The following is a 25389-nucleotide window of genomic DNA, read 5'->3' on the forward strand; positions in this document are numbered from 1 at the left end:
GTGACATGGCGAGGGAACTTGAGCTGGTCGGCGCCGCGGCGGCGGGCGGCTGGCTGAAATGGCGGCGCAAGCACGCGGACATCCCGCCGGGCACGCCGTGCGCCAACTGCGAGACGCCGCTGCAGGGGGCCTACTGCCACACCTGCGGCCAGCTCGCCGAGGACTTCCACAAGTCGATCGTCGCCCTGTTCGTCGAGGCGATCGAGAGCCTGCTGCACCTGGACGGGCGGCTGTGGAAGACCCTGCCGCAGCTCGCGATCCAGCCCGGCCGGCTGACCCGCGCCTACCTGGACGGCAAGCGCGCGCCGCAAATCCCGCCCTTCCGCCTGTTCCTGGTGGTGCTGCTGGTCGCCTTCTTCGCCAGTCACCTGGCCAGCGGAAACAAGGAACACGCCGAGAGCGTCCGCACCGCGCCCGTCGTGCTCGATCCGAAGGACAAGGCCACGCCGGCGACCCTGTCCACCGCCACCCGCAAGGCGGTCGAGCAGGACAAGAGCCTGTCGCCGGCGGAACGCAAGGCCGCGCTCGCCAAGCTGGACAAGGCCGACGACCGCCTGAAGGCGACCGGCTCGGCCGACATCAACCTGTTCTCGCCCAAGGACGACAAGGGGCAGGCCTTCGAGCACTGGCTCGAGAGCCGCGTCGACACCATCAACAAGGACCCCGAGCGGTTCTTCCTGATCCTGGAGATCTGGGCCCACCGGGTGGCGGTGCTGATGCTGCCCATGGCCGCCCTGTTCCTGAGCCTGCTGTTCGTGTTCCAGCGGCGGTTCTTCGTGTTCGACCACCTGGTGTTCTCGATGCACTCGCTGTCGTTCCAGCTGCTGCTGCTGACCACCATCCTGCTGTTGTCGATTCCGCTGGGGCCGGTGGCCTGGTGGCTGGTGCTGCTGGCCCCCGTGCACCTGTTCCTGCACATGCGCGGGGTCTATTCGACCGGCGTGTTCGGCACGATCGGGCGCATGGCCGGCCTGGCGGTGCTGACCGTGTTCGGCTTCAGCGGGCTGGCGCTGTTGTGGTTCTACCTCGGCGTCCAGCAGATGGCGGGACACTGAGGACGCGCTCAGCGGCCGGGGAGGGGACCATGCGGATTGTTGCGACAGCCTTGGCGCTCGGCCTGGCCCTGGCCGGCGGGCGCGCGTCCGCGCAGCCGCCAGCTGACGACCTGGCCCAGGCACGCGCCGCTTTCGAGGCGCACGACTTCAAGACCGCGTACGCGCATTACTCGGCCCTGACCGCGTCGCCGTACGGCGCCGAGGCGGCCTTCGTGCTGAGCGTCATCGTCAAGGACGGCTACGGCGTCGTGCGGGCCGATCCCGAGCAGGCGCTCGTCCTGCTGCGCCGCGCCGCCGAGGGCGGGGAGCCGCGCGCGATCGGCGCGTTGGGCATGGCCTACCTCGAAGGCGACGGCGTGCCGCAAAGCCTCGAGGAGGCGAAAAGGATCTGGCGCCGGGGCGCCGAGCTGAACCAGACGTCGTCGCTCTACAATCTCGGCTACATGGCCCGCTACGCCGACCGCCGCCCCGCCGAAGCGGCGGCCTGGTTCGAACGCGCCGTGGTGGCCGGAGATACTGAGAGCCTCTCGGAACTGGCTGACCTGCTGGATCGCGGCGAGGGTGTCCCCCGCGACTCCGCGCGCGCGGTTGACCTGTGGCGGCAGGCCTTCGCGGCCGGAGCGAAGGAGTCACCTACCAAGCTCGCGCAGGCCTTCTTCGAAGGGAGCGGCGTGGCCAGGGACCCGGTCAAGGCGCAGGCCTGGGTGCTGGTCGCCGAAAAGGCCGGAAACGGGGTCTCGCCGGAGGGGCGCAACGCCATCCTCGCCAACCTGACCCCCGAGCAGCGCGCCGAGGCCGTGCGCCTCGCCGACCGCTGCCTCGCTGCGCCGTCGACGGACTGCCCATAACCCGCGCGCCGGCCACGCAGACCTGTGGCCGCCGACCGCTCGGGTGCGCTAAAGGACCGCCATGTTCGAATCCGTCCTGGTCGCCAATCGCGGCGAGATCGCCTGCCGCGTGTTCCGCACCGCCGCCCAGATGGGGCTGCGCACCATCGCCGTCTATTCGGAGGCCGACGCCGACGCGCCGCACGTCCAGATGGCCGACGAAGCGGTGCTGATCGGCCCCGCGCCGGCGCGCGAGAGCTATCTCGACGCCGCCAAGGTGCTGGCCGCCGCCAAGGCGACCGGCGCCCAGGCCATCCACCCGGGCTACGGCTTCCTGTCCGAGAACGCCGAGTTCGCGGAAGCCGTCATGGCCGCCGGCCTGGTCTGGATCGGCCCGCCGCCGGGCGCGATCCGCGCCATGGGCCTGAAGGACGCCGCCAAGAAGCTGATGGCCGAGGCCGGCGTGCCGGTGACCCCGGGCTATCTGGGCGAGGACCAGTCGGAAGCGCGCCTGGCCGAGGAGGCCGGAAAGGTCGGCTATCCGGTGCTGATCAAGGCGGTCGCCGGCGGCGGCGGCAAGGGCATGAAGAAGGTCGAGCAGGCCGGCGAGTTCGCCGCCGCCCTGGCCTCGGCCAAGCGCGAGGCCAAGGCCGCTTTTGGCGACGACCGCGTGCTGATCGAGAAATACGTCACCCGCCCGCGCCACATCGAGGTGCAGGTGTTCGGCGACGGCCACGGCAATGTCGTGCACCTCTATGAGCGCGACTGCTCGCTGCAGCGCCGCCACCAGAAGGTGATCGAGGAGGCCCCCGCGCCGGGCATGGACGAGGCCACCCGCGCCGCCGTCACCTCCGCCGCCGTCCGCGCCGCCAAGGCCGTGAACTATGTCGGGGCCGGCACGGTCGAGTTCATCGCCGACGCTTCCGAAGGCCTGAAGCCCGACCGCGTGTGGTTCATGGAGATGAACACCCGCCTGCAGGTCGAGCACCCGGTCACCGAGATGGTCACCGGCCAGGACCTGGTCGAATGGCAGCTGCGCGTCGCCGCGGGCGAGCCTCTGCCGCTGGAGCAGGACGAGATCGAGCTGAACGGCTGGGCCATGGAGGCCCGCCTCTACGCCGAGGATCCGGCCAAGGGCTTCCTGCCGTCGATCGGCCGGCTGGACCACTTCCGCCTGCCGGAGGACTTCATCCGCGTCGACACCGGCGTGGAGGAGGGCGGCGAGGTCAGCCAGCACTACGACCCGATGATCGCCAAGCTGATCGTCCACGCCGACGACCGCGAGACCGCCGCCGCCCTGCTGGGCGCAGGCTGCCGCGAGGTCGAGGTCTGGCCGGTGCGCACCAACGCCGCCTTCCTGGCCCGCTGCCTGGACCACGACGACTTCGTGGCGGGGGACGTGGACACGGGGTTCATTCCCGCGCGCCTGGACGAGCTGGTTCCGACCGGCGGCTCGCCGGAGGCCTTCGTGGCCGCCCTGGCCCTGGCCGCGGCCGACGCCGCCGCCGACCTGGGCTTGCCGGCCGAGGGCGACCGCAACAGCCCCTGGCAGGCCACCCCCGACGGTCTCTACGGCTTCCGCCTGAACGGGCCCGAGCGCGTGCGCCACGAGGTCGAGGTCGACGGCCAGACCGTGGTCGGCTCCGCCCGTCCGCTCGCGCCCGGCGAATGGCGCTGGATGATCGAGCACGAGGGCCGCATGGACGTGGCCGCGGTCATGCACGAGCAGGTGACCATCGGCGAGGAGCTGTCGCTCAACTTCGTCCGCACCGACGACGGCGTGGCCCTGTTCGACGACGGCCTGGCCCTGGACGTGCGCGAGAGCGAACTGGCCGGCCACGCCCACGGCGAGGCCGAGGCCACCGGCGCGTTGCTGGCGCCCATGCCCGGCAAGATCGTCGCCGTGCAGGCCAAGGCCGGCGACACGGTCGAGAAGGGCCGCGCGCTGGTGGTGCTGGAAGCCATGAAGATGGAACACGCGCTCACCGCCCCGTTCGACGGCGTGGTGGCCGAGTTGCCGGTCCAGCTCGGCGACCAGGTGGTCGAGGGCGCGACCCTGGCGCGGGTGGAGAAGGCGGGCTGAAGCCGCTATCTGCACACCGTCACCAGTAGCGGATCGCGTCCATGCCCCTGCACCTCGTCAAACTCTGCGTCGGCGTCGAGCGCGTCGAGGAGCTGACCGCGTGGGGCCGGGCAGAGCGCGGGCGCGGCCGGGTGCCGATCGTGCACACCCGCCAGACGCCCAAGCGCGCTGACGAACTGATCGAGGGCGGCTCGCTCTATTGGGTGATCAAGGGCGTGATCCTGTGCCGCCAGCAGATCCTCAAGGTCGACACCTTCGAGGAAGGCGGCCAGAGCCGCTGCGAGATCACGCTGCACGACGACGTGATCCCGACCGCCCCGCAGCCCCGGCGGGCTTTCCAGGGCTGGCGCTATTTCGAGACCAAGGACATCCCGCCCGACCTCTCGACCGGAGACGCCGGCGAGATGCCGCTGGAACTGGCCCGCGAGCTGCGCGCGCTGGGGGCGTGGTGAGGCCGGCCTGGAGCAGGCTTCCAGGCTCACTTTTCCCCGCATGCCCGACGAAAGTCGGAGTGAAACCCACTCACGCTTTCGGATGAACCTGGGTCCCGACTTTCGCCGGGACAGACGGGTTTAGGGCGCCCCAATGGGGGCGGACCTCGTCAAACAGCCAGGTTGTCGATCAGCCGCGTCTTGCCCATCCAAGCGGCCGCCAGCACCCGGCCGGGTCCGCGCAGGACGCCGCCTTCGAACGGCTTCAGGTCGTCCGCGCGGCGGATCGAGACGTAGTCGATCTTGTCGAAGCCGGCCTCGAGGATGGCGGCGGCGGCGTCGGCCTCGACCCGGGCGATCGGCTCGCCCTTGGCGGCGCGGCGGGCGGCCTCGGCCAGGGCCAGGTTCAGGGACACGGCGCGGTCGCGCTGCTCGGGCGAGAGGTAGGCGTTGCGGGAGGAGAGGGCCAGGCCCTCGTCGTCGCGGGCGGTGGGCGCGCCGACGATCTCGGTCGGGATGTCGAGATCGCGGGCCATCTGCCGGACCACCAGCAACTGCTGGTAGTCCTTGTCGCCGAACACGGCCACGTCGGCCTGGACCTGGTTGAGCAGCTTGGCCACCACGGTCGCCACGCCGCCGAAGAAGTGCGGGCGGAAGTCGCTCTCCAGGCCCTCGGCCGGGCCGCCGACACTGACGGACGTGACCGCGCCCTCCGGGTACATCTCCTCGACCGACGGCAGGAACAGCAGGTCGCAGCCCTCGGCGGCCAGCAGCTCGGCGTCGCGGCCCTCCTGGCGGGGATAGGTGCCCAGGTCCTCGTGCGCGGCGAACTGCTTGGGGTTCACGAACACACTGGCGACCACCCGGTCGGCGCGGGCCTTGGCCTCGCGGATCAGCGACAGGTGGCCCTCGTGCAGGGCGCCCATGGTCGGCACGAAGCCGACGCTCTCGCCAGCCTTGCGCCAGCCGCGCACGGTCGCGCGGAGATCGGCCACGGTACGGGCCACGGGGAGGGGAAATTCGTTCGTCATGGTTAAGCCGTTAACCAGGCCTCTTAAGCACGTCGCTCAACCACGATTTAAGCGGCGGCGCGTAGGGTCGGCCTTATGAACCTGTCGCGCGCGTTCCGTCCAGCCGCCCTCGTCCTCGCCGCCCTCGTGCTCACGGGCTGCAGCGTCCAGAACGACGGGCAGATGTTCCAGCGCTGGGCCGCCGAAGTGAAGAGCATCCCGGTCACCGACATCGAGGCCTCGCGTCAGCGCCACGGCGCGCCCGAGCCGGTGAAGGTCGACGTGATCGACCCGGTCGAGGCCGCCACGACCGAGGCGGAGCGCCGGCTGATCGCCGCCGTGGCGAACGAAGGCCCGGCCGCCCCGGCCATGGCTCCGGTCGTCCGCGACGTGATCGGCGAGAAGCTCGCCCAGGCGACCCAGGCGACCGCCGGCCGCGCCGTCCAGATCGCCGCCTTCCGCAGCGAGGCCGACGCGCGTACGGCCTGGTCGGACCTGGTGGACCGCCACCGCGAGCTGGCCGGCCTGACCCCGCAGTTCGAGAAGGTCGATCTGGGCTCGAAGGGCGCCTGGGTGCGCCTGAAGGCCGGCCCGATCACCACGCCGGAAGCCGCCAAGGCCCTGTGCGCCGCGGCCGGCGTCGCCGACGCCTGGTGCGCGCGCGCCTGACGAAAAGCTAGGCCGGTCGCGGTTGCTCGACGGAGGCGCCAAGCCCCGTCGGCGGGGCCAGCCGGCGGTGCAACGCCTCCAGCAGATCGTTCGGGTCGAACGGCTTGGGCAGAAACACGCCGTCCGGCACCTTCTCGCTCTCGACCCGGTGGGCGGCGTCGCCGCTCATGTAGATGACGTGAATGTCCGGCTTCACTTCGCGGGCGCGCCGCGCGATGTCGAAACCGTCCGGCCCCTCGCCGAGGTTGACGTTGGTCACCAGGGCGTCGAACCGGCTCCCCTCGGCCTCCAGCGCCGCCATAGCCGAGCCCGGCGAACTCACCAGCCGGAAGGTGTAGTCGGTGTCCTCGAGGACGGTCTCGAGCAGCATACGCAAGAGGGCCTCGTCTTCGACCACCAACAGGCATCGGGGACGGGGGTGGGCCATGACGGAACAACGCGGCGTGCCTCGGCCGGTTGCCCGGCGGACACGAGCCCCCCCTCGTCGAACGACGTCCGGAACGCCGCGTTGACCCCTCGGGCGGGGCAAGTGACCCTGCGCGCCTGGCCCGAATCTGAGTCGGGCGGGGGAGCTTCGTCGTGTCTCAGTCACGTGTGATCGTCATCGGCAACGAAAAGGGCGGGGCGGGCAAGTCCACCATCGCCATGCACCTCGCCACCGGTCTGGGCTGGGGCGGGGCGAGCGTCGCCATCATCGACCTGGATCTGCGCCAGCAGTCGCTGGGCCGATTCCTGGCCAACCGCCGCACCTGGCTGGCCGCCTCCAACGCGGAGGCGCCCATGCCGCTGGAGTTCAAGCTGGGCGAGGACACCGCCGCCTTCGCCAGCGCGACGGCGGAGGCCGCCGTGGCCCGCTTCGAGGAAATCCTGGCCGAGGCCCGCGCCCAGGCCGACCACGTGGTGATCGACACCCCCGGCGCCGACACCCCGCTGTCGCGCGCGGCCCACGCCGCGGCCGACCTGATCGTCACCCCGATGAACGACAGCTTCGTGGACTTCGACCTGCTGGGCCAGGTCGACCCGGTCAGCTTCGAGCTGGTGAAGCCGTCGATCTATTCGGAGAGCGTCTGGGAAGCGCGCAAGCTGAAGGCCCAGCGCGAGCGCAAAATGGCCGACTGGGTGGTGCTGCGGAACCGCCTGGCCCCGACCGAGGCCAAGAACCGCCGCCGGGTCGAGGAGCGCATGGCCGCCCTGTCCAAGAAGGTCGGCTTCCGCATCGGCCCGGGCCTGCGCGACCGGGTGATCTATCGCGAGCTGTTCCCCTTCGGCCTGACCGTGGCCGACCTGTCCTCGCAGATCCGTCCCGTGGCCGTGTCGCTGGCCCACGTGGCCGCCCGCCAGGAGCTGCGCTCGCTGATGAAGGCGCTGAACCTGGGCGAACTGGTCCGCGACGAAGCCGCCTGAGCGGGATTTCCCCGGCCGGCGGCCGCGCCTATGAAGGAGCCCTGCTCACCCGCGGGCTGACGGCCGACCGATGACCTATCTGCTGCTCATCGTGGCGGTGTTCGCCTTCCTGGTCTGGCTGGGACGGCGCAGCGCCTCCGCCCGCGCCGACTGGCGCACGCCCGCGGCCCTGCTGGGCCTGGCGGTGCTGGTGGCCGGCACGGCCGCGGTGATCCGCGGCGCCTACATCGTGGGGCTGGCCCTGCTGGCCGTGGGCGTCAGCGTGGCGGCCTCGGCCCGCCGGCCTCGCGCGCGCCGCGCCGAACGGCCCGCCGATCCGCAGCGGCGCATGAGCCTGGCGGAGGCGAGGGCGGTCCTGGGCGTCGACGCCGAAGCCGGCCCCGAGCAGATCCAGGCCGCCTACATCCGCCTGATGCGCGCCGTGCACCCCGACGCCGGCGGCACCAGCGGCCTCGCCAGCCAGCTCAACGCCGCGCGGGATCGCCTACTGGAGCGGCGCTGAGCCTGTCTGCCGCCAGTCGCGCCACCCGCATAACCAACGCCGCCGGCCCGCTAAGCGTGAGGCCGACATAGGTCTCGGCCCCAAGGGTCAGAGAAGCTCCCCCGCAGCGCCACTCCTGCGAGACGATCTCCTGCGAGCCGCCGACGCCCCAGGAGCCGCCGTGGGGCTTCGCCCCGACCTCGTGCAGGGCCCAGGTGGCCGCCTCCACCGCCCGGGGATCCCATTCATCGCCGCTGATCGAGACGGTGAGCATCGGCGCAGCGTAGACAACGCTCGCAAGGGCCCAAAGGAAAAACCCTCCGCCGTGGGGCGGAGGGCTCTCAATCGGTCTGATCGGCGCGACCCCCGCTCAGGGAGCCATCACCAGGCAGGGAATCTTCTTGGCCTTCAGCGCCTTGCAGGCCTGCTGCGCGCCGCTCTTGGTCAGGCCCTCGAAGCGGGCCCGATACCAGCCGCCGCCGGCGTCGACGCCGCCCTCGGCCTCGGCGAAGTGCTGGGCGAACTTCTTGCTCAGCTGCTTCAGCTGGTTGTTGGCCAGCGACTTCTGCTTGTAGGCGCCGACCTGGACGGACCAGATCGCGTCCGGGTCCTTCTTCTTTTTCTTGGCGGCGGGCGCAGTCTTGGCCGGGGTAGTCTTGGCGGGAACGACCTTGGCCTTGGCCTTGGCGTCCATGCCCGAGACCATCGCCATCGGGTCGGACTCTTCCGGGTTGGCGATCGGCCGCATGCGGGAGGTGGCCGCGACGGCGACGCCGGAGTCGGACGCCTGGGCGGCGCTCAGCACGTCGCCGATGTCGCGCGGCTGCGCGCTCGGGCCGAGCGAAGCGTAGGCCACAGGGCCGTTCGGGCTCGTCGGGTGCTCGAACAGGTTCTGGGCGACGTTGATCACCTCGCCGGCCTGGCGGCGGCGCATGACCTCGAAGCCGGTGTTCAGCAGGTCGGCCACGTTGTCGTCGCGCGAGCGGGTCGAGGAGCCGCCCATCACCACGGTGATCAGGCGACGCCCGTCACGCACGGCCGAGGCCGCCAGGTTGTAGCCAGAAGCGTTGGTGAAACCGGTCTTGATGCCGTCCACGCCCGGCATGCGGTGCAGCAGGCCGTTGTGGTTGCGCATGGTCTGACCGCGGAAGGTCATGCTCTTCTGGCCGAAGTACGAATAGTACTGCGGGAAATCGCGCATCATGGCGCGCGAGAGGATGGCGATGTCGCGGGCGCTGGTCAGCTGGCGGCTGTCGGGCAGGCCGTGCGGGTTGACGAAGCGGCTCTGCGTCATGCCCAGCTCCTGGGCGCGCAGGGTCATCAGGGCGGCGAAGCGGGCTTCCGAGCCGCCGATCTTCTCGGCGACCGCCAGGGCCACGTCGTTGGCCGACTTGATGCACAGGGCCTGGATGGCCTCGTCGACGGTGATCTTCTGACCGGGGGCCAGGCCCAGCTTGGACGGGGGCTGGGCGGCCGCGCGCGGCGAAATGGTGATGGTGTCGGTCAGCTTCAGCTTGCCTTGGCTCAGCTGCTCGAAGACCAGATAGAGCGTCATGATCTTGGTGATCGACGCCGGGTAGCGCTGTTCGTCGGCGCGGCGCGCGTACAGGACTTCGCCGGAATTGGCGTCGACGACGATGGCCGCATAGCGAACGTCGTCAGCCGGAGCGGCGACGGCGGGGGCGGCGAGGGCGAGAGGCAGCGAGGCCGTGACGGCGCCGAAAACCAGGCTGAGCGCCACGGCGATACGGCGGGCGGTGAGGAGCATACGATCGTCCGTCGTTCTGGAAGGCACGCGACGGCTTTCCGCGCCGTCGAAACATCTGTTTAGCATGATCCCGTTACGGTTTCTCGCCGGTAAACGAGCTTTGCCACAAACGTGATTGTCGCAGGGTAAGCCTTGTCGATTGTGCAGCGCACAACGTGACCTTGACTTAGTTCGCAGGTGCAATATATCGAGGGTCACGTGGCGCGGACCCCGACGGTGCGCGCGCGGGGCCTCCCATCGCCCCGTGGACATCGCAGGAGAGACTGAGATGCAGAACGGTTCCGAAGCCATCAAGGCCAACGTCGAGCGCGCCACCGCCGCCGGCCAGCAGGCCTTCCGCGAGAACGTCGAGAAGTCGCTGGGCGCGCTGAACGAGATCAACTCGGCCGGCAAGCGCAACCTGGAAGCCGTGGTCGAGAGCGTCACCGCCGCGACCCGCGGGGCTGAGACTCTGGGCGCCCAGGCGCTGGCCTATTCGAAGAAGAGCTGGGAGGACAACGTGTCCGCCGCCCAGGCCCTGTCGTCGGCCAAGAGCGTCCAGGAAGTGGTCGAGCTGCAGACCAAGTGGGCGAAATCCGCCATCGAATCCTACCTGTCGGAAATGACCCGGATGACCGAGATCGTCTCGTCGTCGGTCAACGACAGCCTGAAGCCGCTGAACGAGCGCATGACCGCGACCGTCGAGCGGTTCCAGTCGGTCCGCTAAGCGGCGCCGAAACCCGAACGCAGCAAGGGGCCCGGGACGGCGACGTCCCGGGCCTTTCCGCGTTTACCGGATCGAAGGCCGCGCGTGCGACGTTAAGGTTGCCGGGGGGACCTTCCAATGCGCCCGCGTTGCCATATCTAATTCTAGAGTCCGGGCTTCGGCCCACACAGTCGGGGAACCTGATGACCGAGCGGAAGCAAGGTGATCAAAGCAACGGCGCCGGGTCGGCGGTCGTCACGCAGGTCAAGCCGAAGACGCAGAAGCCTTCGCTTTACCGCGTGCTGATCCTGAACGACGACTACACCCCGATGGAATTCGTGGTTTACGTCCTCGAGCGGTTCTTCAACAAATCGCGAGAGGACGCGACTCGTATCATGCTGCATGTGCATCAGCATGGTGTCGGCGTCTGTGGCGTTTATACCTACGAAGTGGCCGAAACGAAGGTGGCGCAGGTCGTCGAGACCGCGCGCCGCCATCAACACCCGCTCCAGTGCACTATGGAAAAGGACTGAGCACCGGTGCCTTCTTTCTCCCGTCACCTCGAAGAGACCCTTCATCGCGCAGTCGGCTACGCCAACGAGCGCAAGCATGAGTACGCCACCCTGGAGCACCTGCTCCTGGCGCTGGCGGACGACCCGGAGGCGTCCGGGGTGATGCGGGCCTGCAACGTCGACCTGACGCTGCTGCGCAAGAGCCTGACCGACTACATCGACAGCGAGCTGAACAGCCTGATCGTCGAGGACGGCGACGACGCCAAGCCGACCGCCGGCTTCCAGCGCGTGATCCAGCGCGCCGTCATCCACGTGCAGTCCTCGGGCCGCGACGAGGTGACCGGCGCCAACGTGCTGGTCGCGGTGTTCTCCGAGCGCGAAAGCCACGCGGCGTACTTCCTGCAGGAGCAGGAAATGACCCGCTACGACGCGGTGAACTTCATCGCCCACGGCATCGCCAAGAAGCCGGGCGCCTCGGAGCCGCGCGCGGTCAAGGGCGCCAACGAGGAGCCCGAGGAGCGCGTCGCCAAGTCCGGCGGCGAGGCCCTGGAGGCCTACTGCGTCGACCTCAACGAGAAGGCCCGCCAGGGCAAGGTCGACCCGCTGATCGGCCGCGCGGCCGAGGTCGAGCGGGCGATCCAGATCCTGTGCCGCCGCACCAAGAACAATCCCCTCCTGGTCGGCGACCCGGGCGTGGGCAAGACCGCCATCGCCGAGGGCCTGGCCCGCAAGATCGTCAACGGCGAAGTGCCCGACGTTCTGGCCGGGGCGACCATCTACTCGCTCGACATGGGCGCGCTGCTGGCCGGCACCCGCTACCGCGGCGATTTCGAAGAGCGCGTGAAGCAGGTGGTCAAGGAACTCGAGAACCACCCGAATGCGGTGCTGTTCATCGACGAGATCCACACCGTGATCGGCGCCGGCGCGACCAGCGGCGGGGCGATGGACGCCTCCAACCTGCTGAAGCCGGCCCTGGCCTCGGGCACGCTGCGCTGCATGGGCTCCACGACCTACAAGGAGTTCCGCCAGCACTTCGAGAAGGACCGGGCCCTGGTGCGCCGGTTCCAGAAGATCGACGTGAACGAGCCGACGGTCGAGGACACCATCAAGATCCTCAAGGGCCTGAAGACCTACTACGAGACCTTCCACAAGCTCCGCTACACCGACTCCGCCATCAAGGCGGCGGTGGAGCTGTCGGCCAAGTACATCACCGACCGCAAGCTGCCGGACAAGGCGATCGACGTGATCGACGAGGCCGGGGCCAGCCAGATGCTGGTGGCCGAGTCCAAGCGCAAGAAGGTGATCGGCCAGAAGGAGGTCGAGGCCGTCGTCGCCAAGATCGCCCGCATCCCGCCCAAGTCGGTCTCCAAGTCCGACACCGAGGCGCTGCGCCAGCTCGAAAGCGACCTGCGCCGCACCGTGTTCGGCCAGGACGACGCCATCACCCAGCTGTCGGCGGCGATGAAGCTGGCCCGCGCCGGCCTGCGCGACCCGCAGAAGCCGATCGGCTCCTACCTGTTCTCCGGCCCGACCGGGGTGGGCAAGACCGAGGTGGCCAAGCAGCTGGCCTCGACGCTGGGCATCGAGCTCCTGCGCTTCGACATGTCGGAGTACATGGAGCGCCACACCGTCAGCCGCCTGATCGGCGCGCCTCCGGGCTATGTCGGCCACGACCAGGGCGGCCTGCTGACCGACGCGGTCGACCAGCACCCGCACGCCGTGGTGCTGCTCGACGAGATCGAGAAGGCGCACCAGGACGTCTACAACATCCTGCTGCAGGTGATGGACCACGGCGCCCTGACCGACGCGGTGGGCAAGAAGGTCGACTTCCGCAACGTCGTCCTGATCATGACCACCAACGCCGGCGCCGCCGACAACGCCCGTAACTCGATCGGCTTCGGCCGCTCCAAGGTCGAGGGCGAGGACGAGAAGGCGATCCAGCGGCTGTTCACGCCGGAGTTCCGCAACCGCCTGGACGCGGTCGTCGCGTTCAAGCCGCTGAGCCCGGAGATCATCCGCCAGGTCGTGCACAAGTTCGTCATGCAGCTGGAGGCCCAGCTGGCCGACCGCAACGTCACGGTCGAGCTGGCCGAGGACGCGGCCGACTGGCTGGCCAAGAACGGCTTCGACGAGCTCTACGGCGCCCGGCCGCTGGCCCGCGTCATCCAGGAGCACGTCAAGAAGCCCCTGGCCGACGAGATCCTGTTCGGCCGGCTGGTCCGCGGCGGCCACGTCAAGATCACCCTGGTCGACGGCAAGCTGGCCTTCGACATCGAGGCGGCCAAGGACGGGCACGCCAAGACCGACGACGCGGCCGAACCGGTGGAGTGACGCCGGCTCGCAACCTGAGCTAAGCATGGGCCGTCCGGAGCGATCCGGACGGCCTTTTTGCTGGGCGTCGGGGGGCGTCAAATGATCAGTGCAGCGTTTGCGTTCGCGGCCGCGCTCGCAGCCGAGTCTGCGGCTCCATCGTCTGATCCGGCGAGCGTACCCGTCCTGCAGCCCGGCGAAGCCTACGCCCTGATCGAATGCGACCTGAACGCGGACGGCACCCTCGCGAATTGCCTGACGCTCTACGAAGCGCCTGCGGGGAGCGGCTTCGCAGAGGGCTGCCTGAAGGCGACGGCTGAAATCCGCATGAGGCCGCCTCCGCCGGAGCTGGGCGAGGTGAAGCGGGTTCGGATCCCGTTCCGCTTCAAGCCCGGCACGACCGCGACGGAGTAGCCTCGGAATCCGGACGGCCGCATCCCTCTGACCTGGAAGCCGGACGGGCCGCCGTCTGACACGACGACGCCTTGAGCCTTACCCCCTCATCGCCGCCGAAATCTGCTTCGCCAGTTCGGCCAGTTCGGCCTGATCGGCCATGCCCTCGGCGTGGCGGCCCATGGCCTTGCCGTCCCAGCGGGGCACGATGTGGAAGTGCAGGTGGAAGACGGTCTGGCCGCCGGCCGCGCCGTTGAACTGCATGACCGTCACGCCGTCCGGATCCAGCGCCTTTTCGACCGCGCGCGCGACCTTCTGCACGCGGGTGATCAGGCCCTGCAGGGCGTCAGGCTCGATGTCGAGAAGGTTGCGCGCCTCGACCTTGGGCAGCACCAGGGTGTGGCCGCGCGACTGCGGGAAGACGTCCATGATGGCCAGCACCTGGTCGTCCTCATAGACCTTGGTCGCCGGCATCTCGCCGCGCAGGATCTTGGCGAAGACGTTGTCGCGGTCGTAGGCGCCGTTCAGGCTCATCTTGACGTTCCCGGGAGTCGGAGGCTTGCGTTCTGCGAACGCTAGAACGGGGAGGGGCCCTTGGCCAAGCGGGACGCCAACATCACCGAGCGCCAGGCCAAGTGGTTCGCCTCGGTGCGCGAGGGTCTGGAGCGCGAAACCGGCAAGACCCTGGAAGAGTGGGCCGAGATCGCCCGCGGCTGTCCGGAGACCGCGCACCGGGCGCGCCTTGAGTGGCTGAAGACGCACCACGGCCTGGGCCAGAACCGCGCTTCCACCGTGCTGGACGCCGCCTTCCCGAACGAGATGGGCTGGGACGACCCGGACGCCCTGCGCGCCGCCCTGTGGGCCGACCCGGCCGCGCGCGCGATCTTCGAGGCGGTGGCGCAGGCGGCCGCCGCCCACGACGACGTCACCGAGGGCCAGCGCAAGGGCTACACCGCCTGGTCGCGCAAGGTGCAGTTCGCGGCCGTGAAGCCGCTGAAGGGCGGCGCGGCGTCGCTGGGCCTGGCCGTGCCGCCCGAGGGCGAGCGCCTGGCCCCGCGCGGCAAGAGCGTGTCCTGGTCCGACCGCCTGAAGGCGACGGTGCGGCTTGACCGGCCGACGGACGTCGATGCGGAGCTCGCGGCCTGGCTAAAGCGGGCGTACGAGAACTCGTGACCCTCTCCCAGAGGGAGAGGGAGGGGCCCACGCGCAGCGTGGGAGGGTGAGGGGTTACGCGGCCCGCCGTTTGTCCCTCAACCTTCCCACCCGCTATCGCGGGCGGGCCCCTTCCTTCTCCCGACCGGGAGAAGGAGAACGATAGGGCGAACACTCCTCTTCCAGCGCCGCCATTTCCGCCGCCACCGCCGGGCGTTCGCGCTCGAGGTAGCGGGCCACGGGCGCGCGCAGCGCCGGGTCGGCGATGTAGTGGGCGGAATAGACCGGCCTGGGCAGATAGCCGCGGGCCAGCTTGTGCTCGCCCTGGGCGCCGGCCTCGACCCGTTTCAGCCCTCGCGCGATCGCGTACTCGATCGCCTGGTAATAGCTGAGCTCGAAGTGCAGGAACGGCACCGGCTCGGTCGCGCCCCAGTAGCGGCCGTAGAGCGTGTCGCCGCCCACGAAGTTCAGCGCGCCGGCGATCGGCTCGCTGCCGCGCCGGGCCAGGAACAGCACGACCTGGTCAGCCATGCGCTCGCCGATCAGCGAGAAGAACCGCCGATTCAGATAGGGCTGGCCCCACTTGCGCGAGCCGGTGTCCTCATAAAAGGCGAAGAAGGCGTCCCAGTGCGCCTCGGTCAGATCGGCGCCGGTCAGGATCTGGATCTCGAGCCCGGCCAGGGCCTCGCGCCGCTCGCGCCGGATGGTCTTGCGCCGGCCCGACGAGAGGGCGGCCAGGAAGTCCTCGAACGAGGCGTAGCCCGGGTTGTCCCACCAGTACTGCACGTCCTGGCGCAGCAGCAGGCCGTGGCCGCCCAGCCGCTTCCAATCGGCCTCGGTCGGGAAGGTCACGTGCAGGGACGAGGCGCGGCTCTGGCGGCAAAACTGCAGCGCGCCGCCCAGCAGGGCCTCCCGCACGGCTTCGGCGTCGGCGTCCGGCCGGGCCAGCAGGCGCGGGCCGGTCACCGGCGTGAACGGCACGGCCGACAGCAGCTTGGGATAGTAGCGCCCGCCGGCGTCCTCGTAGGCCTGTGCCCAGGCGTGGTCGAACACGTATTCGCCCTGGCTGTGACCCTTCAGGTAGAGCGGCATGACGCCGACAACGCTGCCGGCCTCGCCCTCCACCGCCAGGTGCCGCGGTCCCCAGCCGGCCGCCTCGACGGCGCAGCCGGCCTGTTCGCAGGCGTCGAGGAAATCGAAGCTGACGAACGGATTGCCGGAGGGCGCGGCGCAGGCGTCCCAGGCCTCGCGGCCGATCTCGGCGATGCGGCCGTGCACGCGCACGTTGGTTGGGGCGGAGGCGGGGGCGCTCATTGCGCTCCGATCTAGGGACTGCAGAGCCGGAAAGCCAATGCGAGGCCGAAATCCTCGTCCTTCGACGGGCTCAGGATGAGGATTTCTACTGACCGCGCAGGAGCCCTCATCCTGAGCTTGTCGAAGGACGAGGGCGGTTCACGCCGTCAGCGCCGCCACCTCGCGCGCCAGGTTAGCCCGCGCCTGCGTCTCGTAGCGCTCGCGGAAGCCCGGATCGGCGTAGATCGCCGGGCCGTTCAGGAAGTGCTTCAGCACCGCGGCGCGGCCCATCCGGTAGAGGTCTTCGGGCACGTAGCTGTATTCCTGCCGGATCGCGCGGGCGTAGGCGTCGTACGCCGCCGCCGGCCGGCCCAGGATCGAAAGGTCGATCGAGACCAGCAGCGCGCCCAGCCGGTCGCCGGGCTCCACCGCATGGCCTTTGGTGAGATGGATCAGCCGCACCACCTCGGCGCGCTCCTCAGCGCTGACGCCCTGGCCGGCCAGGTCGCGCTCGGCCCGGTCGGCGCTGCGGTCCTCGTTGTCGGAGCGGGTCGGGTCATAGATCGCGTCGTGCCACCAGATCGCCCGCTCCAGGGTCAGGCGCTCGGCCGCCGACAGGTCCGGGACGGCGGCGAGCTCGTCCAGGCAGTCCTGCACGTGGGCGAGGGTGTGATAGCGCCGATGCGGCTCGGCGTAGGCCAGGACCAGGCCGGAGTGAGGTGCGCGTGTCATTCCTGCCGCCGAACTGCTGGCGATACGGCACGGACGCTAGCGCTGAAGTTAAATACGGCCGAGTTAACAATAGTTCAGGCGTGATCGCTGGCGAGATCCGGGCGCGCCACGACCCAGAAGCTCAGCCAGCTGGCGACGCACCCGACGCCGAGCGCCGTCGCCCAGAACACGGGCGCGACGTACCCGCCGAGCAGGCTTTCATCGAGCAGGCGCTCCACGAAGGGCAGGATCAGCAGAAGCGGAACGGCGGTCAGGGCGCCGCCCAGGCCGTAGCTGAAGGCGCCGACCACGCCGGCGGCGTGGAGCGCGCGGCTCAGCGGGACCAGCAGAAGCGCGGTGACGAGGATCGCCGGGAGATAGCCCCGGGTCACAGCGTCGGCGCCCAGCAGCAACAGGCCGATCAGGTCGGGCCGGTCTCCGGACGCGAAGGTGTCGGCCGCCCCGCCGACCACCACCGCCAGAGGCAGGGCGATCAACGGGGCGACGAGAACGGCGAGGGCGGTCGCCCCCGGCCGCATCAGGCGGCGTCGGCCGCGACTTTCATGCTGACGATCTTGCCGGGCGCGCGCGGCGGCTCGCCCTTCGGCAGGGCGTCCACGGCTTCCATGCCCTCGGTCACTTCGCCCCAGACGGTGTACTGGTTGTCCAGGAAGCGGGCGTCGTCGAATACGATGAAGAACTGGCTGTTGGCGCTGTCCGGGCTGGCGGCGCGGGCCATCGAGCAGACGCCACGCACGTGCGGCGCGTCGGAGAACTCGGCCTTCAGGTTCGGCTTGCTGGAGCCGTTGTAGCCCGTGCCGGTCGGGTCGCCGCCCTGGGCCATGAAGCCCGGGATGACCCGGTGGAACACGACGCCGTCATAGAAGCCCTCACGGGCCAGTTCCTTGATGCGTGCGACGTGGTTCGGCGCCAGGTCCGGGCGCAGACGGATGGTCACGTCGCCGGTGTCGAGCTTCACGAGCAGGGTGTTTTCGGGATCGGCGGCCATCGGCGGGCACTCCTGATTTCAGTGTTCGCGCTGTCTGCCCCAACTCGCGCGGCGGGGGAAGGCTGCAAACGCCGTATTCGCGCCCGCCCGACGTGCTAAGAGGGCGCCCATGAGTGAAGGTGAAGAGCGCCGCCGCATGGTCCGCCCGCCCACGGGCGGCGATCCGGCCGGGCGAGGCGGGACCGAAAAGCGGCTGAAGACCGCGTTCGGGCGGACGACCTCCCAGCAGAAGTGGCTGGAGCGTCAGATCAACGACCCCTACGTCCTGAAGGCCAAGGCCGAGGGCTGGCGCTCGCGCGCGGCCTTCAAGCTGGCCGAGATCGACGACCGATTCCGGCTGATCAAGCGCGGCTCCAAGGTCATCGACCTGGGCTGCGCGCCGGGCGGCTGGGTGCAGGTGGCGCTGAAGCGCGGGGCGGAGAAGGTGGTGGGCGTCGACCTGCTGCCGGTCGATCCGATCCCGGGCGCCGACCTGGTCGAGGGCGATTTCACCGAGCCCGGCATGGGCGAGCGGCTGCTGGACATGCTGGGCGGCGCGCCGGACCTGGTGCTGTCGGACATGGCCCACAACACGGTCGGCCATAAAGCCACGGACCACCTGCGCATCGTCGCCCTGATCGAGATCGCCGCCGACTTCGCGATCGACACGCTTAAGCCCGGCGGCGCCTTCGTGACCAAGAACTTCCAGGGCGGCTCGGCCGGCGACGTGCTGGGCCGCCTGAAAGCGGCCTTCACCGAGGTGAAGTTCGTCAAACCCAAGGCCAGCCGGCAGGACTCCTCGGAAGTCTATCTGGTGGCGACCGGATTCAAGGGAGCCCCCCGATGAGCCTCAACGACGCCCTGCAGGTGCTGGCCGGCGAACGCCTGAGCGCCGTGACCTTCCTGAAGGACTACCTGCAGCTCGACTTCGACGGTCACGTGATCTCGGCCTACGCCCTGACCGACGTCCGGGACGAGGACGGGACCATCACGGCCGACGACCCGGGCTTCCGCGACGCGCTGTGCGCCCGCATCGGCCGGGAGGTCGCCGGCGCCGAGGTGCAGGCCGAGCGCGTGTTCGTGCGCTTCGAGGACGGCGGCGAGGTCGGCGTGTCGCTGAAACGCGAGGACCGCTACGGCTCCGACGCGCTCAGCTTCGAGAGCTTCAGCTCCGACGCCGTTCACGTGGCCTGAGGCCCGGCGGCGGGCTGCGGTCCGTCAGCCGTCCGAACAACCACAGCAGCGCCCCCGCGCCGCCGCCGCCGGCCACCCACCACGGGTCGAGCTCCGCGACGCGGCCGGTAAAAAGCCGGCTGGCCGCCCAGGCCACGACGGCGGCGCCGATCAGCTTGCAGGCGATCTTCACGTAGGTGTCGGCGATCTCGGCCAGCACGGCTACGTCGGCGCGGTGCTGTTCCAGCGCCCGGTTGGCGCGAACCGCCGGCGGACCGCGCCGCACAGCCTTCCCCGGAGCGACCTTCGGGGAAGGCGTTCGTGTGCGAGCCGCAGCCATGTGACCCCTCCGAAACGAGGGCGCCGGGCGAACTGGCGTCGATCCTCAGACTGCGCCGACAGGGCTAAGATTTCGTCGCGGACGGAAAGGGAAGGGCGTCCGGAACGTCCCGGACGGGCGCGCCGTTCTGGCGAAATCCCCGTTTCCGGAGTTTCGCCATGGCAGACCTCCTTCGCCCCTTCGCCGTCGTCACCGGCGCGTCCAGCGGCATCGGCTACGAGCTGGCCAAGCAGTTCGCCCAGAACGGCTACGACCTGCTGCTGGTCGCCGACGAACCGGCGATCGTCGAGGCGGCCGACACCTGCCGGCGCCTCGGGGTCGAAGCCACGCCGCTGGAGGCCGACCTGTCGACCGAACACGGGGTGAAGCGGCTCTACGAGCAGGCGCGCAGCGCCGGCCGGCCGGTCGACGCGCTGGCCGCTAACGCCGGGGTGGGCCTGGGCAAGTCGTTCTTCGACCAGGATTTCGACCAGGTCGTGCGGGTGATCGACACCAACATCACCGGCACGCTTCGCCTGATCCAGCTGGTCGGCAACGACATGCGCGAGCGCGGCCGCGGGCGCATCCTGATCACCGGCTCGATCGCGGGCTTCATGCCCGGCAGCTTCCAGGCGGTCTACAACGGCACCAAGGCCTTCATCGACTCCTTCGCCTTCGCCATCCGCAACGAGCTGAAGGACACCGGCGTGACCGTCACCTGCCTGATGCCCGGCGCGACCGACACCCGGTTCTTCGAGCGGGCCGACCTGACCGACACCAAGGTCGGCCAGGAGAAGAAGGACGATCCCGCCGACGTGGCCAAGACCGGCTTCGAGGCGATGATGCGTGGCGACGGCGACGTGGTGCACGGCATGAAGAACAAGCTGCAGGCGGCCGCCGCCGCCATCCTGCCCAAGACCGCCACGGCCGAGAGCCATCGCAAGCTGGCCGAACCGGGCTCCGGCGACGCCGACCGCACCTGACCACCCGAGGCGCCGTTTTGCGCGCTCAAGCTCGACGACGCAGCAGACGACCTCCGTAGCGGCGTTCCGAGAAATATCCTGCTGCGCTGTGGCGCCGCGCCCGATCGGGGTTGCCGCACCGCAGCACTAGGGTTTATAGGCGGCCCGCAAAACGGAGAGTCCCTATGGAGATTCGCGAAGGTCTCACCTTCGACGACGTTTTGCTGGAGCCGGGTCCGTCCGATGTGATGCCGACCCAAGTGACCACCGCGTCACGGCTTACCCGCGAAATCGAGCTGAACATCCCGATCGTGTCCTCGGCCATGGACACGGTCACCGAAAGCGCCCTGGCGATCGCCATGGCGCAGTACGGCGGGCTGGGCGTGCTGCACCGCAACCTGACCGTGGAACAGCAGGCCGAGCAGGTCCGCCAGGTGAAGCGCCACGAGAGCGGCATGGTGATCAACCCGATCACCGTCCACCCGGACACCACGCTCAACGAAGTGCGCGCCATCGTCGCCCAGAAGAGCGTTTCGGGCTTCCCGGTGGTCGAGCGCGGCAGCGGCAAGCTGCTGGGCATCCTGACCAACCGCGACATGCGCTTCGAAGGCGACGGCGACCGTATCGCCGCCGACCTGATGACCAAGGACAACCTGGTCACCCTGCTGCAGGGCACGGGGCCTGACGAGGCGCGCCGCCTGCTGGCGTTGAACCGCGTCGAGCGGGTGATCGTGGTGGACGGCGACTATCGCGCCGTCGGCCTGATCACCGTCAAGGACATGGAGAAGGCCCAGGCCTTCCCGAACGCCGCCAAGGACGAGCAGGGCCGCCTGCGCGTCGGCGCCGCCTCCACCGTCGGCGACGCCGGCCTGGAGCGCTCGCTGGCCCTGGTCGAGGCGGGCGTGGACGTGGTGGTGATCGACACCGCCCACGGCCACTCCTCGCAGGTCGCCGAGGCCGTCCGCCGCCTGCGGCGCGAGGCCGGCAAGGTTCAGATCATCGCCGGCAACGTCGCCACCTACGACGCCACCCGCGCCCTGATCGACGCCGGGGCCGACGCGGTGAAGGTCGGCATCGGGCCGGGCTCGATCTGCACCACCCGCATCGTCGCCGGCGTGGGCGTGCCGCAGCTGACCGCCATCGTGGACTCGGTCCGCGCGGCGGAAGGCTCCGGCGTGCCGATCATCGCCGACGGCGGCATCAAGCAGTCGGGCGACCTGGCCAAGGCCATCGCCGCCGGCGCCTCGGTCGCCATGCTGGGCTCCATGTTCGCCGGCACCGAGGAAGCTCCGGGCGAGGTGTTCATGCACCAGGGCCGCTCCTACAAGAGCTACCGCGGCATGGGCTCGCTGGGCGCGATGGCGCAAGGGTCCGCCGACCGCTACTTCCAGAAGGAGGTGCGCGACACCCTGAAGCTCGTGCCGGAAGGCATCGAGGGCCAGGTGCCGTACAAGGGGCCGATCAGCTCCATCCTGCACCAGCTGGTGGGCGGCCTGCGCGCGGCCATGGGCTATGTCGGCGCGCCGACCATCCCGGAACTGCAGAAGCGCGCCCGCTTCGTGCGCATCACCAACGCGGGCCTGCGCGAAAGCCACGTGCACGACGTGCAGATCACCCGCGAAGCGCCGAACTACCGGCCGGGGTGAACCCGTGCGATCGCCCTCGTCCTTCGACAAGCTCAGGATGAGGGCGACTGACAGCGAAGTAGAAATCCTCACCCTGAGCTTGTCGAAGGGCGAGGATTTCGGCTCCGCGAGAGCGACGAGGGGGAGGGGACCATGACGGGCGTTCAGATTTCGGAATTGGCGTTCAAGGCCGGCTGCCGGCCCGAGTTCTGCCTGCTCGGCGCGGCCATCCTGCTGGGCGTCCTGCACCTGGCCTGGGCGGCCTACGCCGCACGGATGACCCAGGGGCTGAAGTGGGGCGCGGGCGCCCGCGACACCGACCGGCCGCTGGGCAAGGTCGCCGGGCGCCTGGACCGCGCCTACAAGAACTACATGGAGACCTTCCCGTTCTTCGCCGCCGCCGTGCTGCTGGCGACCGTCACGGGAAAGCTCGGCGAGCTCAGCCTGTGGGGCTCGCTCCTCTACGTCGTGGCGCGGATCGTCTACGTGCCGCTCTACGCCCTGGGGGTGCCCACCGTGCGCTCCCTGGTCTGGTTTGTTTCCCTCGTCGGCCTGCTGATGGTGCTGGCCGCGCCGTTCGTCTGATCGGAGTCCCTTGACCCCCGCCGCCCGCCTCGCCGCCGCCGCCGAAGTCCTCGACCAGATCGCCCGCTCGCGCGCGCCGGCGGAAGGGGCGCTGAAAGCCTGGGGCCAGACCCACCGGTTCGCCGGCTCCAAGGACCGGCGCGCCATCGCCGACCGGGTCTACCGCTGCATCCGCGCCAAGGCCCGGCTGAGCTGGGCCATGGGCGCGAGCAACGGCCGCGCGCTGGTGATCGGGTCGCTGGCCCTGATCGACGGGGTGCCGCTGGAGGAGATCGACGCCCTCTACACCGGCGAAGGCTATGCCCCGGCGGCGCTGACCGCGGAGGAACGGGCCCGCCTCGAGGCCCGGCCGGGCGAGCCGCCGGCCTGGGTCGCCGCGGGCCTTCCCGCTTTCGCGGCGGACAGCTTCCGCGAAGTCTACGGCGACGCCTGGGCCGACGAGGCCGAGGCCCTGATGCGGCCGCGCGCGCCGATCGACCTGCGGGTCAACGGCGAACGCGCCAGCGTCGAGGCCGTGAAGGCCGAGCTGGAAGGCGAGGGGCTGGCCCCCGAGCGCACGCCGTTCTCGGCCTGGGGCCTGCGCCTGACCGCCGAACCGCCGCCGAACGTGCAGAAGCTGGAGGCCTTCCAGGCCGGCCACATCGAGATCCAGGACGAGGGCAGCCAGCTGGCCGCGTGGCTCGCCGACGCGCATCCGGGCTGGACCGTGGTCGACTACTGCGCCGGCGGCGGCGGCAAGACCCTGGCGCTGGCCCAGTCCATGGCCGGCAGCGGCGGCCTGATCGCCTGCGACGTCGAGCAGAAGCGGCTGGACAACATCCGCCCGCGCCTGAACCGCGCCGGCGTCACCGCCGAGCTGCGCAAGCTTGGGCTCGAGGGCGGCGGCATGGCCGACCTGGAGAACTCGGCCGAGCTGGTGCTGGCCGACGCGCCGTGCTCGGGCTCGGGCACCTGGCGTCGCCGTCCCGAGGACGCCTGGCGGCTGACCGAAGAAGAGGTCGATCGCCTGCACGCCCTGCAGGTCGTGATCCTGGGACGCGCGGCCAAGCTGGTGCGCCTTGGCGGGCGGCTCGCCTACGTCACCTGCTCGATGCTCAAGCGCGAGAACGAGGACAGCTGCGACGCCTTCGAGGCGGCGCACCCGAACTTCCGCCCGGTTTCGATCGAGACGGCCCTGAACACTCCGAACCTGACCGACGCCGCCCGGGCTCGGCTTGCCTCGCTGGCGAACGGGAGCCATAGGCTCCGGCTCTCCCCGCGCGCGACCGGCACCGACGGCTTTTTCATCGCGCTATACGAAAGGACCGCATGACCGCCCCCGATCCCGCCCGACTACACGAGCGCGTCCTGATCATCGACTTCGGCTCGCAGGTCACCCAGCTGATCGCGCGCCGGATCCGCGAAAGCGGCGTCTATTGCGAGATCCATCCGTTCGACAAGGCGGAGGCGATCCTCGACGACTACCAGCCCAAGGCGATCATCCTGTCCGGCGGCCCCTCCAGCGTCACCGAGGAGGAGAGCCCGCGCATCGGCGCCAAGGTGTTCGAGATGGGCGTGCCGGTGCTGGGCATCTGCTACGGCGAACAGCTGATGTGCGACCTGCTGGGCGGCAAGGTCGAAGCCGGCCATCACCGTGAGTTCGGCCGCGCCGAGATCGTCATCGCCCACGACACCCCGCTGTTCGCCGGCATCGGCGCGATGGATCACCGCGAGCAGGTGTGGATGAGCCACGGCGACCGCGTCACCGCGATCCCGGAAGGATTCCGCGTCGTCGCCACCTCGACCGGCGCGCCGTTCGCGGCCATCGCCGACGAGGAGCGCCGCTTCTACGGCGTGCAGTTCCACCCGGAGGTGGTGCACACCCCGCGCGGCGCGCAGCTCTTGAAGAACTTCACCCATGGCGTGGCCGGCCTGACCGGCGACTGGACCATGGCCTCTTTCCGCCAGGAGATGGTCAAGAAGATCCAGGACCAGGTGGGCCAAGGCCGGGTGATCTGCGGCCTGTCGGGCGGCGTCGACTCCTCGGTCGCCGCGGTGCTGATCCACGAGGCCATCGGCGACCAGCTGACCTGCGTCTATGTCGACACCGGCCTGATGCGGAAGGGCGAGAGCGACCAGGTCGTGAACCTGTTCCGCCACCACTACAACATCCCGCTGGTGCACGTTGACGCGTCTAAGGATTTCCTCGGCGCCCTGGCCGGCGTCTCGGATCCCGAGACCAAGCGCAAGACCATCGGCAAGCTGTTCATCGACGTGTTCGACCGCGAGGCCGCCAAGATCGAGGGCGCCGAGTTCCTGGCCCAGGGCACGCTGTACCCGGACGTCGTGGAAAGCGTCTCGGCCCGCGGCGGCCCCTCGGCGGTGATCAAGAGCCACCACAACGTGGGCGGCCTACCGGACTTCATGAAGCTGAAGCTGGTCGAGCCCCTGCGCGAGCTGTTCAAGGACGAGGTCCGCGCGCTGGGCCGTGAACTGGGCCTGGACGAGGCCTTCGTCGGCCGTCACCCGTTCCCGGGGCCGGGCCTGGCCATCCGTATCCCCGGCGACATCACGCCGGAGAAGGTCGCCGTCCTGCAGGAGGCCGACGCCATCTACCTCGAGGAGATCCGCAAGGCCGGTCTCTACGACAAGATCTGGCAGGCCTTCGCCGTGCTGCTCCCGGTGAAGACGGTGGGCGTCATGGGGGACGCGCGCACCTACGAGAACGTCCTGGCGCTCCGCGCCGTGACCTCCACCGACGGCATGACCGCCGACTTCTTCGAGTTCCCGTGGGACGTGCTGGGCAAGACCGCCACGCGCATCATCAACGAGGTCCGCGGCGTGAACCGCGTCGTCTACGACGTCACCTCCAAGCCCCCCGGGACCATCGAGTGGGAGTGATCCTGCCGTAAGCCGCTCCCCTCGCGGGAGAAGGCGGCGCGCCTGCATTCCGCTTGCTCAGGGCGGTTTGCAG

General features: G+C 70.0%; 28 protein-coding genes and 2 pseudogenes. 20 read left to right on the top strand and 10 right to left on the bottom strand.

Annotated elements, in window-relative coordinates; all coding sequences use genetic code 11:
* The first annotated feature begins 5 nt into the window (after nucleotides 1–5).
* From H8B08_RS09620 to H8B08_RS09635, 4 genes are all read left to right on the top strand, one after another.
* Nucleotides 6–1055, top strand: coding sequence for a DUF3667 domain-containing protein (locus tag H8B08_RS09620; protein ID WP_187449970.1), 1050 nt, complete (start codon nucleotides 6–8; stop codon nucleotides 1053–1055).
* A gap of 29 nt (nucleotides 1056–1084) precedes the next feature.
* The gene (locus tag H8B08_RS09625; RefSeq protein ID WP_187449971.1) at nucleotides 1085–1903 is read left to right on the top strand and encodes a tetratricopeptide repeat protein; all 819 of its coding nucleotides are present in this window, start codon (nucleotides 1085–1087) and stop codon (nucleotides 1901–1903) included.
* A 61-nt stretch (nucleotides 1904–1964) separates the two neighbouring features.
* On the top strand, nucleotides 1965–3965 hold the full coding sequence (locus H8B08_RS09630; RefSeq protein WP_187449972.1) for an acetyl/propionyl/methylcrotonyl-CoA carboxylase subunit alpha: 2001 nt from the start codon (nucleotides 1965–1967) through the stop codon (nucleotides 3963–3965).
* A gap of 41 nt (nucleotides 3966–4006) precedes the next feature.
* Nucleotides 4007–4417, top strand: a complete 411-nt coding sequence (locus tag H8B08_RS09635; RefSeq protein ID WP_187449973.1) for a DUF1489 family protein — start codon at nucleotides 4007–4009, stop codon at nucleotides 4415–4417.
* 149 nt (nucleotides 4418–4566) lie between these two features.
* On the opposite strand, the gene panC is transcribed toward H8B08_RS09635, so the two are convergent.
* The gene (panC, locus tag H8B08_RS09640; RefSeq protein ID WP_187449974.1) at nucleotides 4567–5427 is read right to left on the bottom strand and encodes a pantoate--beta-alanine ligase; all 861 of its coding nucleotides are present in this window, start codon (nucleotides 5425–5427) and stop codon (nucleotides 4567–4569) included.
* A 75-nt stretch (nucleotides 5428–5502) separates the two neighbouring features.
* Here panC and H8B08_RS09645 point away from each other — a divergent pair, with 75 nt between their 5' ends.
* Nucleotides 5503–6075, top strand: coding sequence for an SPOR domain-containing protein (locus H8B08_RS09645; RefSeq protein WP_187449975.1), 573 nt, complete (start codon nucleotides 5503–5505; stop codon nucleotides 6073–6075).
* A gap of 7 nt (nucleotides 6076–6082) precedes the next feature.
* Here H8B08_RS09645 and H8B08_RS09650 read toward each other — a convergent pair whose 3' ends face one another.
* Nucleotides 6083–6502, bottom strand: a complete 420-nt coding sequence (locus tag H8B08_RS09650) for a response regulator (RefSeq protein WP_255500754.1) — start codon at nucleotides 6500–6502, stop codon at nucleotides 6083–6085.
* Between the two features lie 152 nt (nucleotides 6503–6654).
* Here H8B08_RS09650 and H8B08_RS09655 point away from each other — a divergent pair, with 152 nt between their 5' ends.
* A complete protein-coding gene (locus tag H8B08_RS09655; RefSeq protein WP_187449977.1) occupies nucleotides 6655–7479 on the top strand; it encodes a division plane positioning ATPase MipZ in 825 nt (274 codons plus the stop codon).
* A gap of 70 nt (nucleotides 7480–7549) precedes the next feature.
* Nucleotides 7550–7981, top strand: coding sequence for a molecular chaperone DnaJ (locus H8B08_RS09660; protein WP_187449978.1), 432 nt, complete (start codon nucleotides 7550–7552; stop codon nucleotides 7979–7981).
* A 349-nt stretch (nucleotides 7982–8330) separates the two neighbouring features.
* Here H8B08_RS09660 and H8B08_RS09665 read toward each other — a convergent pair whose 3' ends face one another.
* On the bottom strand, nucleotides 8331–9728 hold the full coding sequence (locus H8B08_RS09665) for a D-alanyl-D-alanine carboxypeptidase (protein ID WP_187449979.1): 1398 nt from the start codon (nucleotides 9726–9728) through the stop codon (nucleotides 8331–8333).
* A 268-nt stretch (nucleotides 9729–9996) separates the two neighbouring features.
* Here H8B08_RS09665 and H8B08_RS09670 point away from each other — a divergent pair, with 268 nt between their 5' ends.
* The 4 genes from H8B08_RS09670 (at nucleotide 9997) to H8B08_RS09685 (ending at nucleotide 13649) form a co-directional block, all read left to right on the top strand.
* Nucleotides 9997–10434, top strand: coding sequence for a phasin family protein (locus tag H8B08_RS09670; protein ID WP_187449980.1), 438 nt, complete (start codon nucleotides 9997–9999; stop codon nucleotides 10432–10434).
* Between the two features lie 182 nt (nucleotides 10435–10616).
* A complete protein-coding gene (gene clpS / locus H8B08_RS09675; RefSeq protein ID WP_187449981.1) occupies nucleotides 10617–10946 on the top strand; it encodes an ATP-dependent Clp protease adapter ClpS in 330 nt (109 codons plus the stop codon).
* A gap of 6 nt (nucleotides 10947–10952) precedes the next feature.
* On the top strand, nucleotides 10953–13256 hold the full coding sequence (gene clpA, locus H8B08_RS09680) for an ATP-dependent Clp protease ATP-binding subunit ClpA (protein WP_187449982.1): 2304 nt from the start codon (nucleotides 10953–10955) through the stop codon (nucleotides 13254–13256).
* Between the two features lie 81 nt (nucleotides 13257–13337).
* Entirely contained in the window at nucleotides 13338–13649 is a 312-nt protein-coding gene (locus H8B08_RS09685; protein WP_187449983.1) for an energy transducer TonB, read from the top strand.
* 78 nt (nucleotides 13650–13727) lie between these two features.
* Here H8B08_RS09685 and H8B08_RS09690 read toward each other — a convergent pair whose 3' ends face one another.
* On the bottom strand, nucleotides 13728–14162 hold the full coding sequence (locus tag H8B08_RS09690) for an HIT family protein (protein ID WP_187449984.1): 435 nt from the start codon (nucleotides 14160–14162) through the stop codon (nucleotides 13728–13730).
* A 60-nt stretch (nucleotides 14163–14222) separates the two neighbouring features.
* Between H8B08_RS09690 and H8B08_RS09695 the strand changes: the two genes are divergently transcribed.
* Nucleotides 14223–14801, top strand: a complete 579-nt coding sequence (locus H8B08_RS09695; RefSeq protein WP_187449985.1) for a DUF4287 domain-containing protein — start codon at nucleotides 14223–14225, stop codon at nucleotides 14799–14801.
* A 93-nt stretch (nucleotides 14802–14894) separates the two neighbouring features.
* Here the strand turns inward: H8B08_RS09695 and H8B08_RS09700 are convergent, their stop codons facing one another.
* Nucleotides 14895–16094 carry a GNAT family N-acetyltransferase gene (locus H8B08_RS09700; RefSeq protein WP_187449986.1) on the bottom strand — a complete coding sequence of 400 codons (1200 nt, stop codon included), beginning with the start codon at nucleotides 16092–16094 and terminating at the stop codon, nucleotides 14895–14897.
* Between H8B08_RS09700 and H8B08_RS19555 the strand changes: the two are divergent.
* A pseudogene (locus H8B08_RS19555) lies at nucleotides 16094–16231 on the top strand (hypothetical protein); the annotation flags it as partial. The gene H8B08_RS09700 and the pseudogene H8B08_RS19555 overlap by 1 nt on opposite strands.
* A gap of 1 nt (nucleotide 16232) precedes the next feature.
* Here H8B08_RS19555 and H8B08_RS09705 read toward each other — a convergent pair.
* The 3 genes from H8B08_RS09705 to H8B08_RS09715 all read right to left on the bottom strand — a co-directional run bounded on the left by H8B08_RS09705 (nucleotide 16233) and on the right by H8B08_RS09715 (nucleotide 17793).
* Nucleotides 16233–16805 carry a phosphohydrolase gene (locus tag H8B08_RS09705; protein ID WP_187449987.1) on the bottom strand — a complete coding sequence of 191 codons (573 nt, stop codon included), beginning with the start codon at nucleotides 16803–16805 and terminating at the stop codon, nucleotides 16233–16235.
* Between the two features lie 74 nt (nucleotides 16806–16879).
* A complete protein-coding gene (locus H8B08_RS09710; protein WP_187449988.1) occupies nucleotides 16880–17323 on the bottom strand; it encodes a hypothetical protein in 444 nt (147 codons plus the stop codon).
* Nucleotides 17323–17793 carry a peptidylprolyl isomerase gene (locus H8B08_RS09715; protein ID WP_187449989.1) on the bottom strand — a complete coding sequence of 157 codons (471 nt, stop codon included), beginning with the start codon at nucleotides 17791–17793 and terminating at the stop codon, nucleotides 17323–17325. The genes H8B08_RS09710 and H8B08_RS09715 overlap by 1 nt, the downstream gene beginning before the upstream one ends.
* A 109-nt stretch (nucleotides 17794–17902) precedes the next feature.
* Between H8B08_RS09715 and H8B08_RS09720 the strand changes: the two genes are divergently transcribed.
* Complete coding sequence (locus tag H8B08_RS09720) at nucleotides 17903–18619, top strand: RlmE family RNA methyltransferase (protein WP_187449990.1); 717 nt, start codon at nucleotides 17903–17905, stop codon at nucleotides 18617–18619.
* The gene (locus H8B08_RS09725; RefSeq protein WP_187449991.1) at nucleotides 18616–18966 is read left to right on the top strand and encodes a hypothetical protein; all 351 of its coding nucleotides are present in this window, start codon (nucleotides 18616–18618) and stop codon (nucleotides 18964–18966) included. Before H8B08_RS09720 ends, H8B08_RS09725 begins: the two co-directional genes overlap by 4 nt.
* Here H8B08_RS09725 and H8B08_RS09730 read toward each other — a convergent pair.
* Complete coding sequence (locus tag H8B08_RS09730; protein WP_187449992.1) at nucleotides 18938–19231, bottom strand: hypothetical protein; 294 nt, start codon at nucleotides 19229–19231, stop codon at nucleotides 18938–18940. The genes H8B08_RS09725 and H8B08_RS09730 overlap by 29 nt on opposite strands.
* A 212-nt stretch (nucleotides 19232–19443) precedes the next feature.
* On the opposite strand from H8B08_RS09730, the gene H8B08_RS09735 reads away from it, so the two are divergent.
* Nucleotides 19444–20247, top strand: a complete 804-nt coding sequence (locus tag H8B08_RS09735) for an SDR family oxidoreductase (protein ID WP_187449993.1) — start codon at nucleotides 19444–19446, stop codon at nucleotides 20245–20247.
* Nucleotides 20248–20411: 164 nt separating this feature from the next.
* Nucleotides 20412–21872: an IMP dehydrogenase gene (gene guaB, locus H8B08_RS09740; protein WP_187449994.1), complete on the top strand. Its 1461-nt coding sequence runs from the start codon at nucleotides 20412–20414 to the stop codon at nucleotides 21870–21872.
* Between the two features lie 10 nt (nucleotides 21873–21882).
* Here guaB and H8B08_RS19560 read toward each other — a convergent pair.
* Nucleotides 21883–22029 (bottom strand): annotated as a pseudogene (locus H8B08_RS19560) (hypothetical protein); the annotation flags it as partial.
* Here H8B08_RS19560 and H8B08_RS09745 point away from each other — a divergent pair.
* Genes H8B08_RS09745 through guaA form a run of 3 tightly spaced genes read left to right on the top strand, consistent with a single transcriptional unit; the run spans nucleotide 22005 to nucleotide 25316 of the window.
* Nucleotides 22005–22436: an MAPEG family protein gene (locus H8B08_RS09745; RefSeq protein ID WP_187449995.1), complete on the top strand. Its 432-nt coding sequence runs from the start codon at nucleotides 22005–22007 to the stop codon at nucleotides 22434–22436. The pseudogene H8B08_RS19560 and the gene H8B08_RS09745 overlap by 25 nt on opposite strands.
* Before the next feature lie 10 nt (nucleotides 22437–22446).
* Entirely contained in the window at nucleotides 22447–23748 is a 1302-nt protein-coding gene (locus tag H8B08_RS09750) for an RsmB/NOP family class I SAM-dependent RNA methyltransferase (protein ID WP_187449996.1), read from the top strand.
* On the top strand, nucleotides 23745–25316 hold the full coding sequence (gene guaA / locus H8B08_RS09755) for a glutamine-hydrolyzing GMP synthase (protein WP_187449997.1): 1572 nt from the start codon (nucleotides 23745–23747) through the stop codon (nucleotides 25314–25316). The genes H8B08_RS09750 and guaA overlap by 4 nt, the downstream gene beginning before the upstream one ends.
* The last annotated feature ends 73 nt before the right edge of the window (nucleotides 25317–25389 follow it).

Source organism: Caulobacter sp. 17J80-11, assembly GCF_014349105.1.
Classification (GTDB): domain Bacteria; phylum Pseudomonadota; class Alphaproteobacteria; order Caulobacterales; family Caulobacteraceae; genus 17J80-11.

Coding starts and splice junctions, on each gene's coding strand:
- H8B08_RS09735 (WP_187449993.1), top strand. CDS start 19,444: ATGGCAGACCTCCTTCGCCCCTTCGCCGTCGTCACCGGCGCGTCCAGC.
- guaB (WP_187449994.1), top strand. CDS start 20,412: ATGGAGATTCGCGAAGGTCTCACCTTCGACGACGTTTTGCTGGAGCCG.
- H8B08_RS09685 (WP_187449983.1), top strand. CDS start 13,338: ATGATCAGTGCAGCGTTTGCGTTCGCGGCCGCGCTCGCAGCCGAGTCT.
- H8B08_RS09700 (WP_187449986.1), bottom strand. CDS start 16,094: ATGAGCGCCCCCGCCTCCGCCCCAACCAACGTGCGCGTGCACGGCCGC.
- H8B08_RS09650 (WP_255500754.1), bottom strand. CDS start 6,502: ATGGCCCACCCCCGTCCCCGATGCCTGTTGGTGGTCGAAGACGAGGCC.
- H8B08_RS09715 (WP_187449989.1), bottom strand. CDS start 17,793: ATGGCCGCCGATCCCGAAAACACCCTGCTCGTGAAGCTCGACACCGGC.
- H8B08_RS09665 (WP_187449979.1), bottom strand. CDS start 9,728: ATGCTCCTCACCGCCCGCCGTATCGCCGTGGCGCTCAGCCTGGTTTTC.
- H8B08_RS09620 (WP_187449970.1), top strand. CDS start 6: ATGGCGAGGGAACTTGAGCTGGTCGGCGCCGCGGCGGCGGGCGGCTGG.
- H8B08_RS09625 (WP_187449971.1), top strand. CDS start 1,085: ATGCGGATTGTTGCGACAGCCTTGGCGCTCGGCCTGGCCCTGGCCGGC.
- clpS (WP_187449981.1), top strand. CDS start 10,617: ATGACCGAGCGGAAGCAAGGTGATCAAAGCAACGGCGCCGGGTCGGCG.
- H8B08_RS09720 (WP_187449990.1), top strand. CDS start 17,903: ATGAGTGAAGGTGAAGAGCGCCGCCGCATGGTCCGCCCGCCCACGGGC.
- H8B08_RS09635 (WP_187449973.1), top strand. CDS start 4,007: ATGCCCCTGCACCTCGTCAAACTCTGCGTCGGCGTCGAGCGCGTCGAG.
- H8B08_RS09725 (WP_187449991.1), top strand. CDS start 18,616: ATGAGCCTCAACGACGCCCTGCAGGTGCTGGCCGGCGAACGCCTGAGC.
- panC (WP_187449974.1), bottom strand. CDS start 5,427: ATGACGAACGAATTTCCCCTCCCCGTGGCCCGTACCGTGGCCGATCTC.
- H8B08_RS09745 (WP_187449995.1), top strand. CDS start 22,005: ATGACGGGCGTTCAGATTTCGGAATTGGCGTTCAAGGCCGGCTGCCGG.
- H8B08_RS09705 (WP_187449987.1), bottom strand. CDS start 16,805: ATGACACGCGCACCTCACTCCGGCCTGGTCCTGGCCTACGCCGAGCCG.
- H8B08_RS09710 (WP_187449988.1), bottom strand. CDS start 17,323: ATGCGGCCGGGGGCGACCGCCCTCGCCGTTCTCGTCGCCCCGTTGATC.
- H8B08_RS09690 (WP_187449984.1), bottom strand. CDS start 14,162: ATGAGCCTGAACGGCGCCTACGACCGCGACAACGTCTTCGCCAAGATC.
- H8B08_RS09660 (WP_187449978.1), top strand. CDS start 7,550: ATGACCTATCTGCTGCTCATCGTGGCGGTGTTCGCCTTCCTGGTCTGG.
- H8B08_RS09630 (WP_187449972.1), top strand. CDS start 1,965: ATGTTCGAATCCGTCCTGGTCGCCAATCGCGGCGAGATCGCCTGCCGC.
- H8B08_RS09645 (WP_187449975.1), top strand. CDS start 5,503: ATGAACCTGTCGCGCGCGTTCCGTCCAGCCGCCCTCGTCCTCGCCGCC.
- H8B08_RS09670 (WP_187449980.1), top strand. CDS start 9,997: ATGCAGAACGGTTCCGAAGCCATCAAGGCCAACGTCGAGCGCGCCACC.
- guaA (WP_187449997.1), top strand. CDS start 23,745: ATGACCGCCCCCGATCCCGCCCGACTACACGAGCGCGTCCTGATCATC.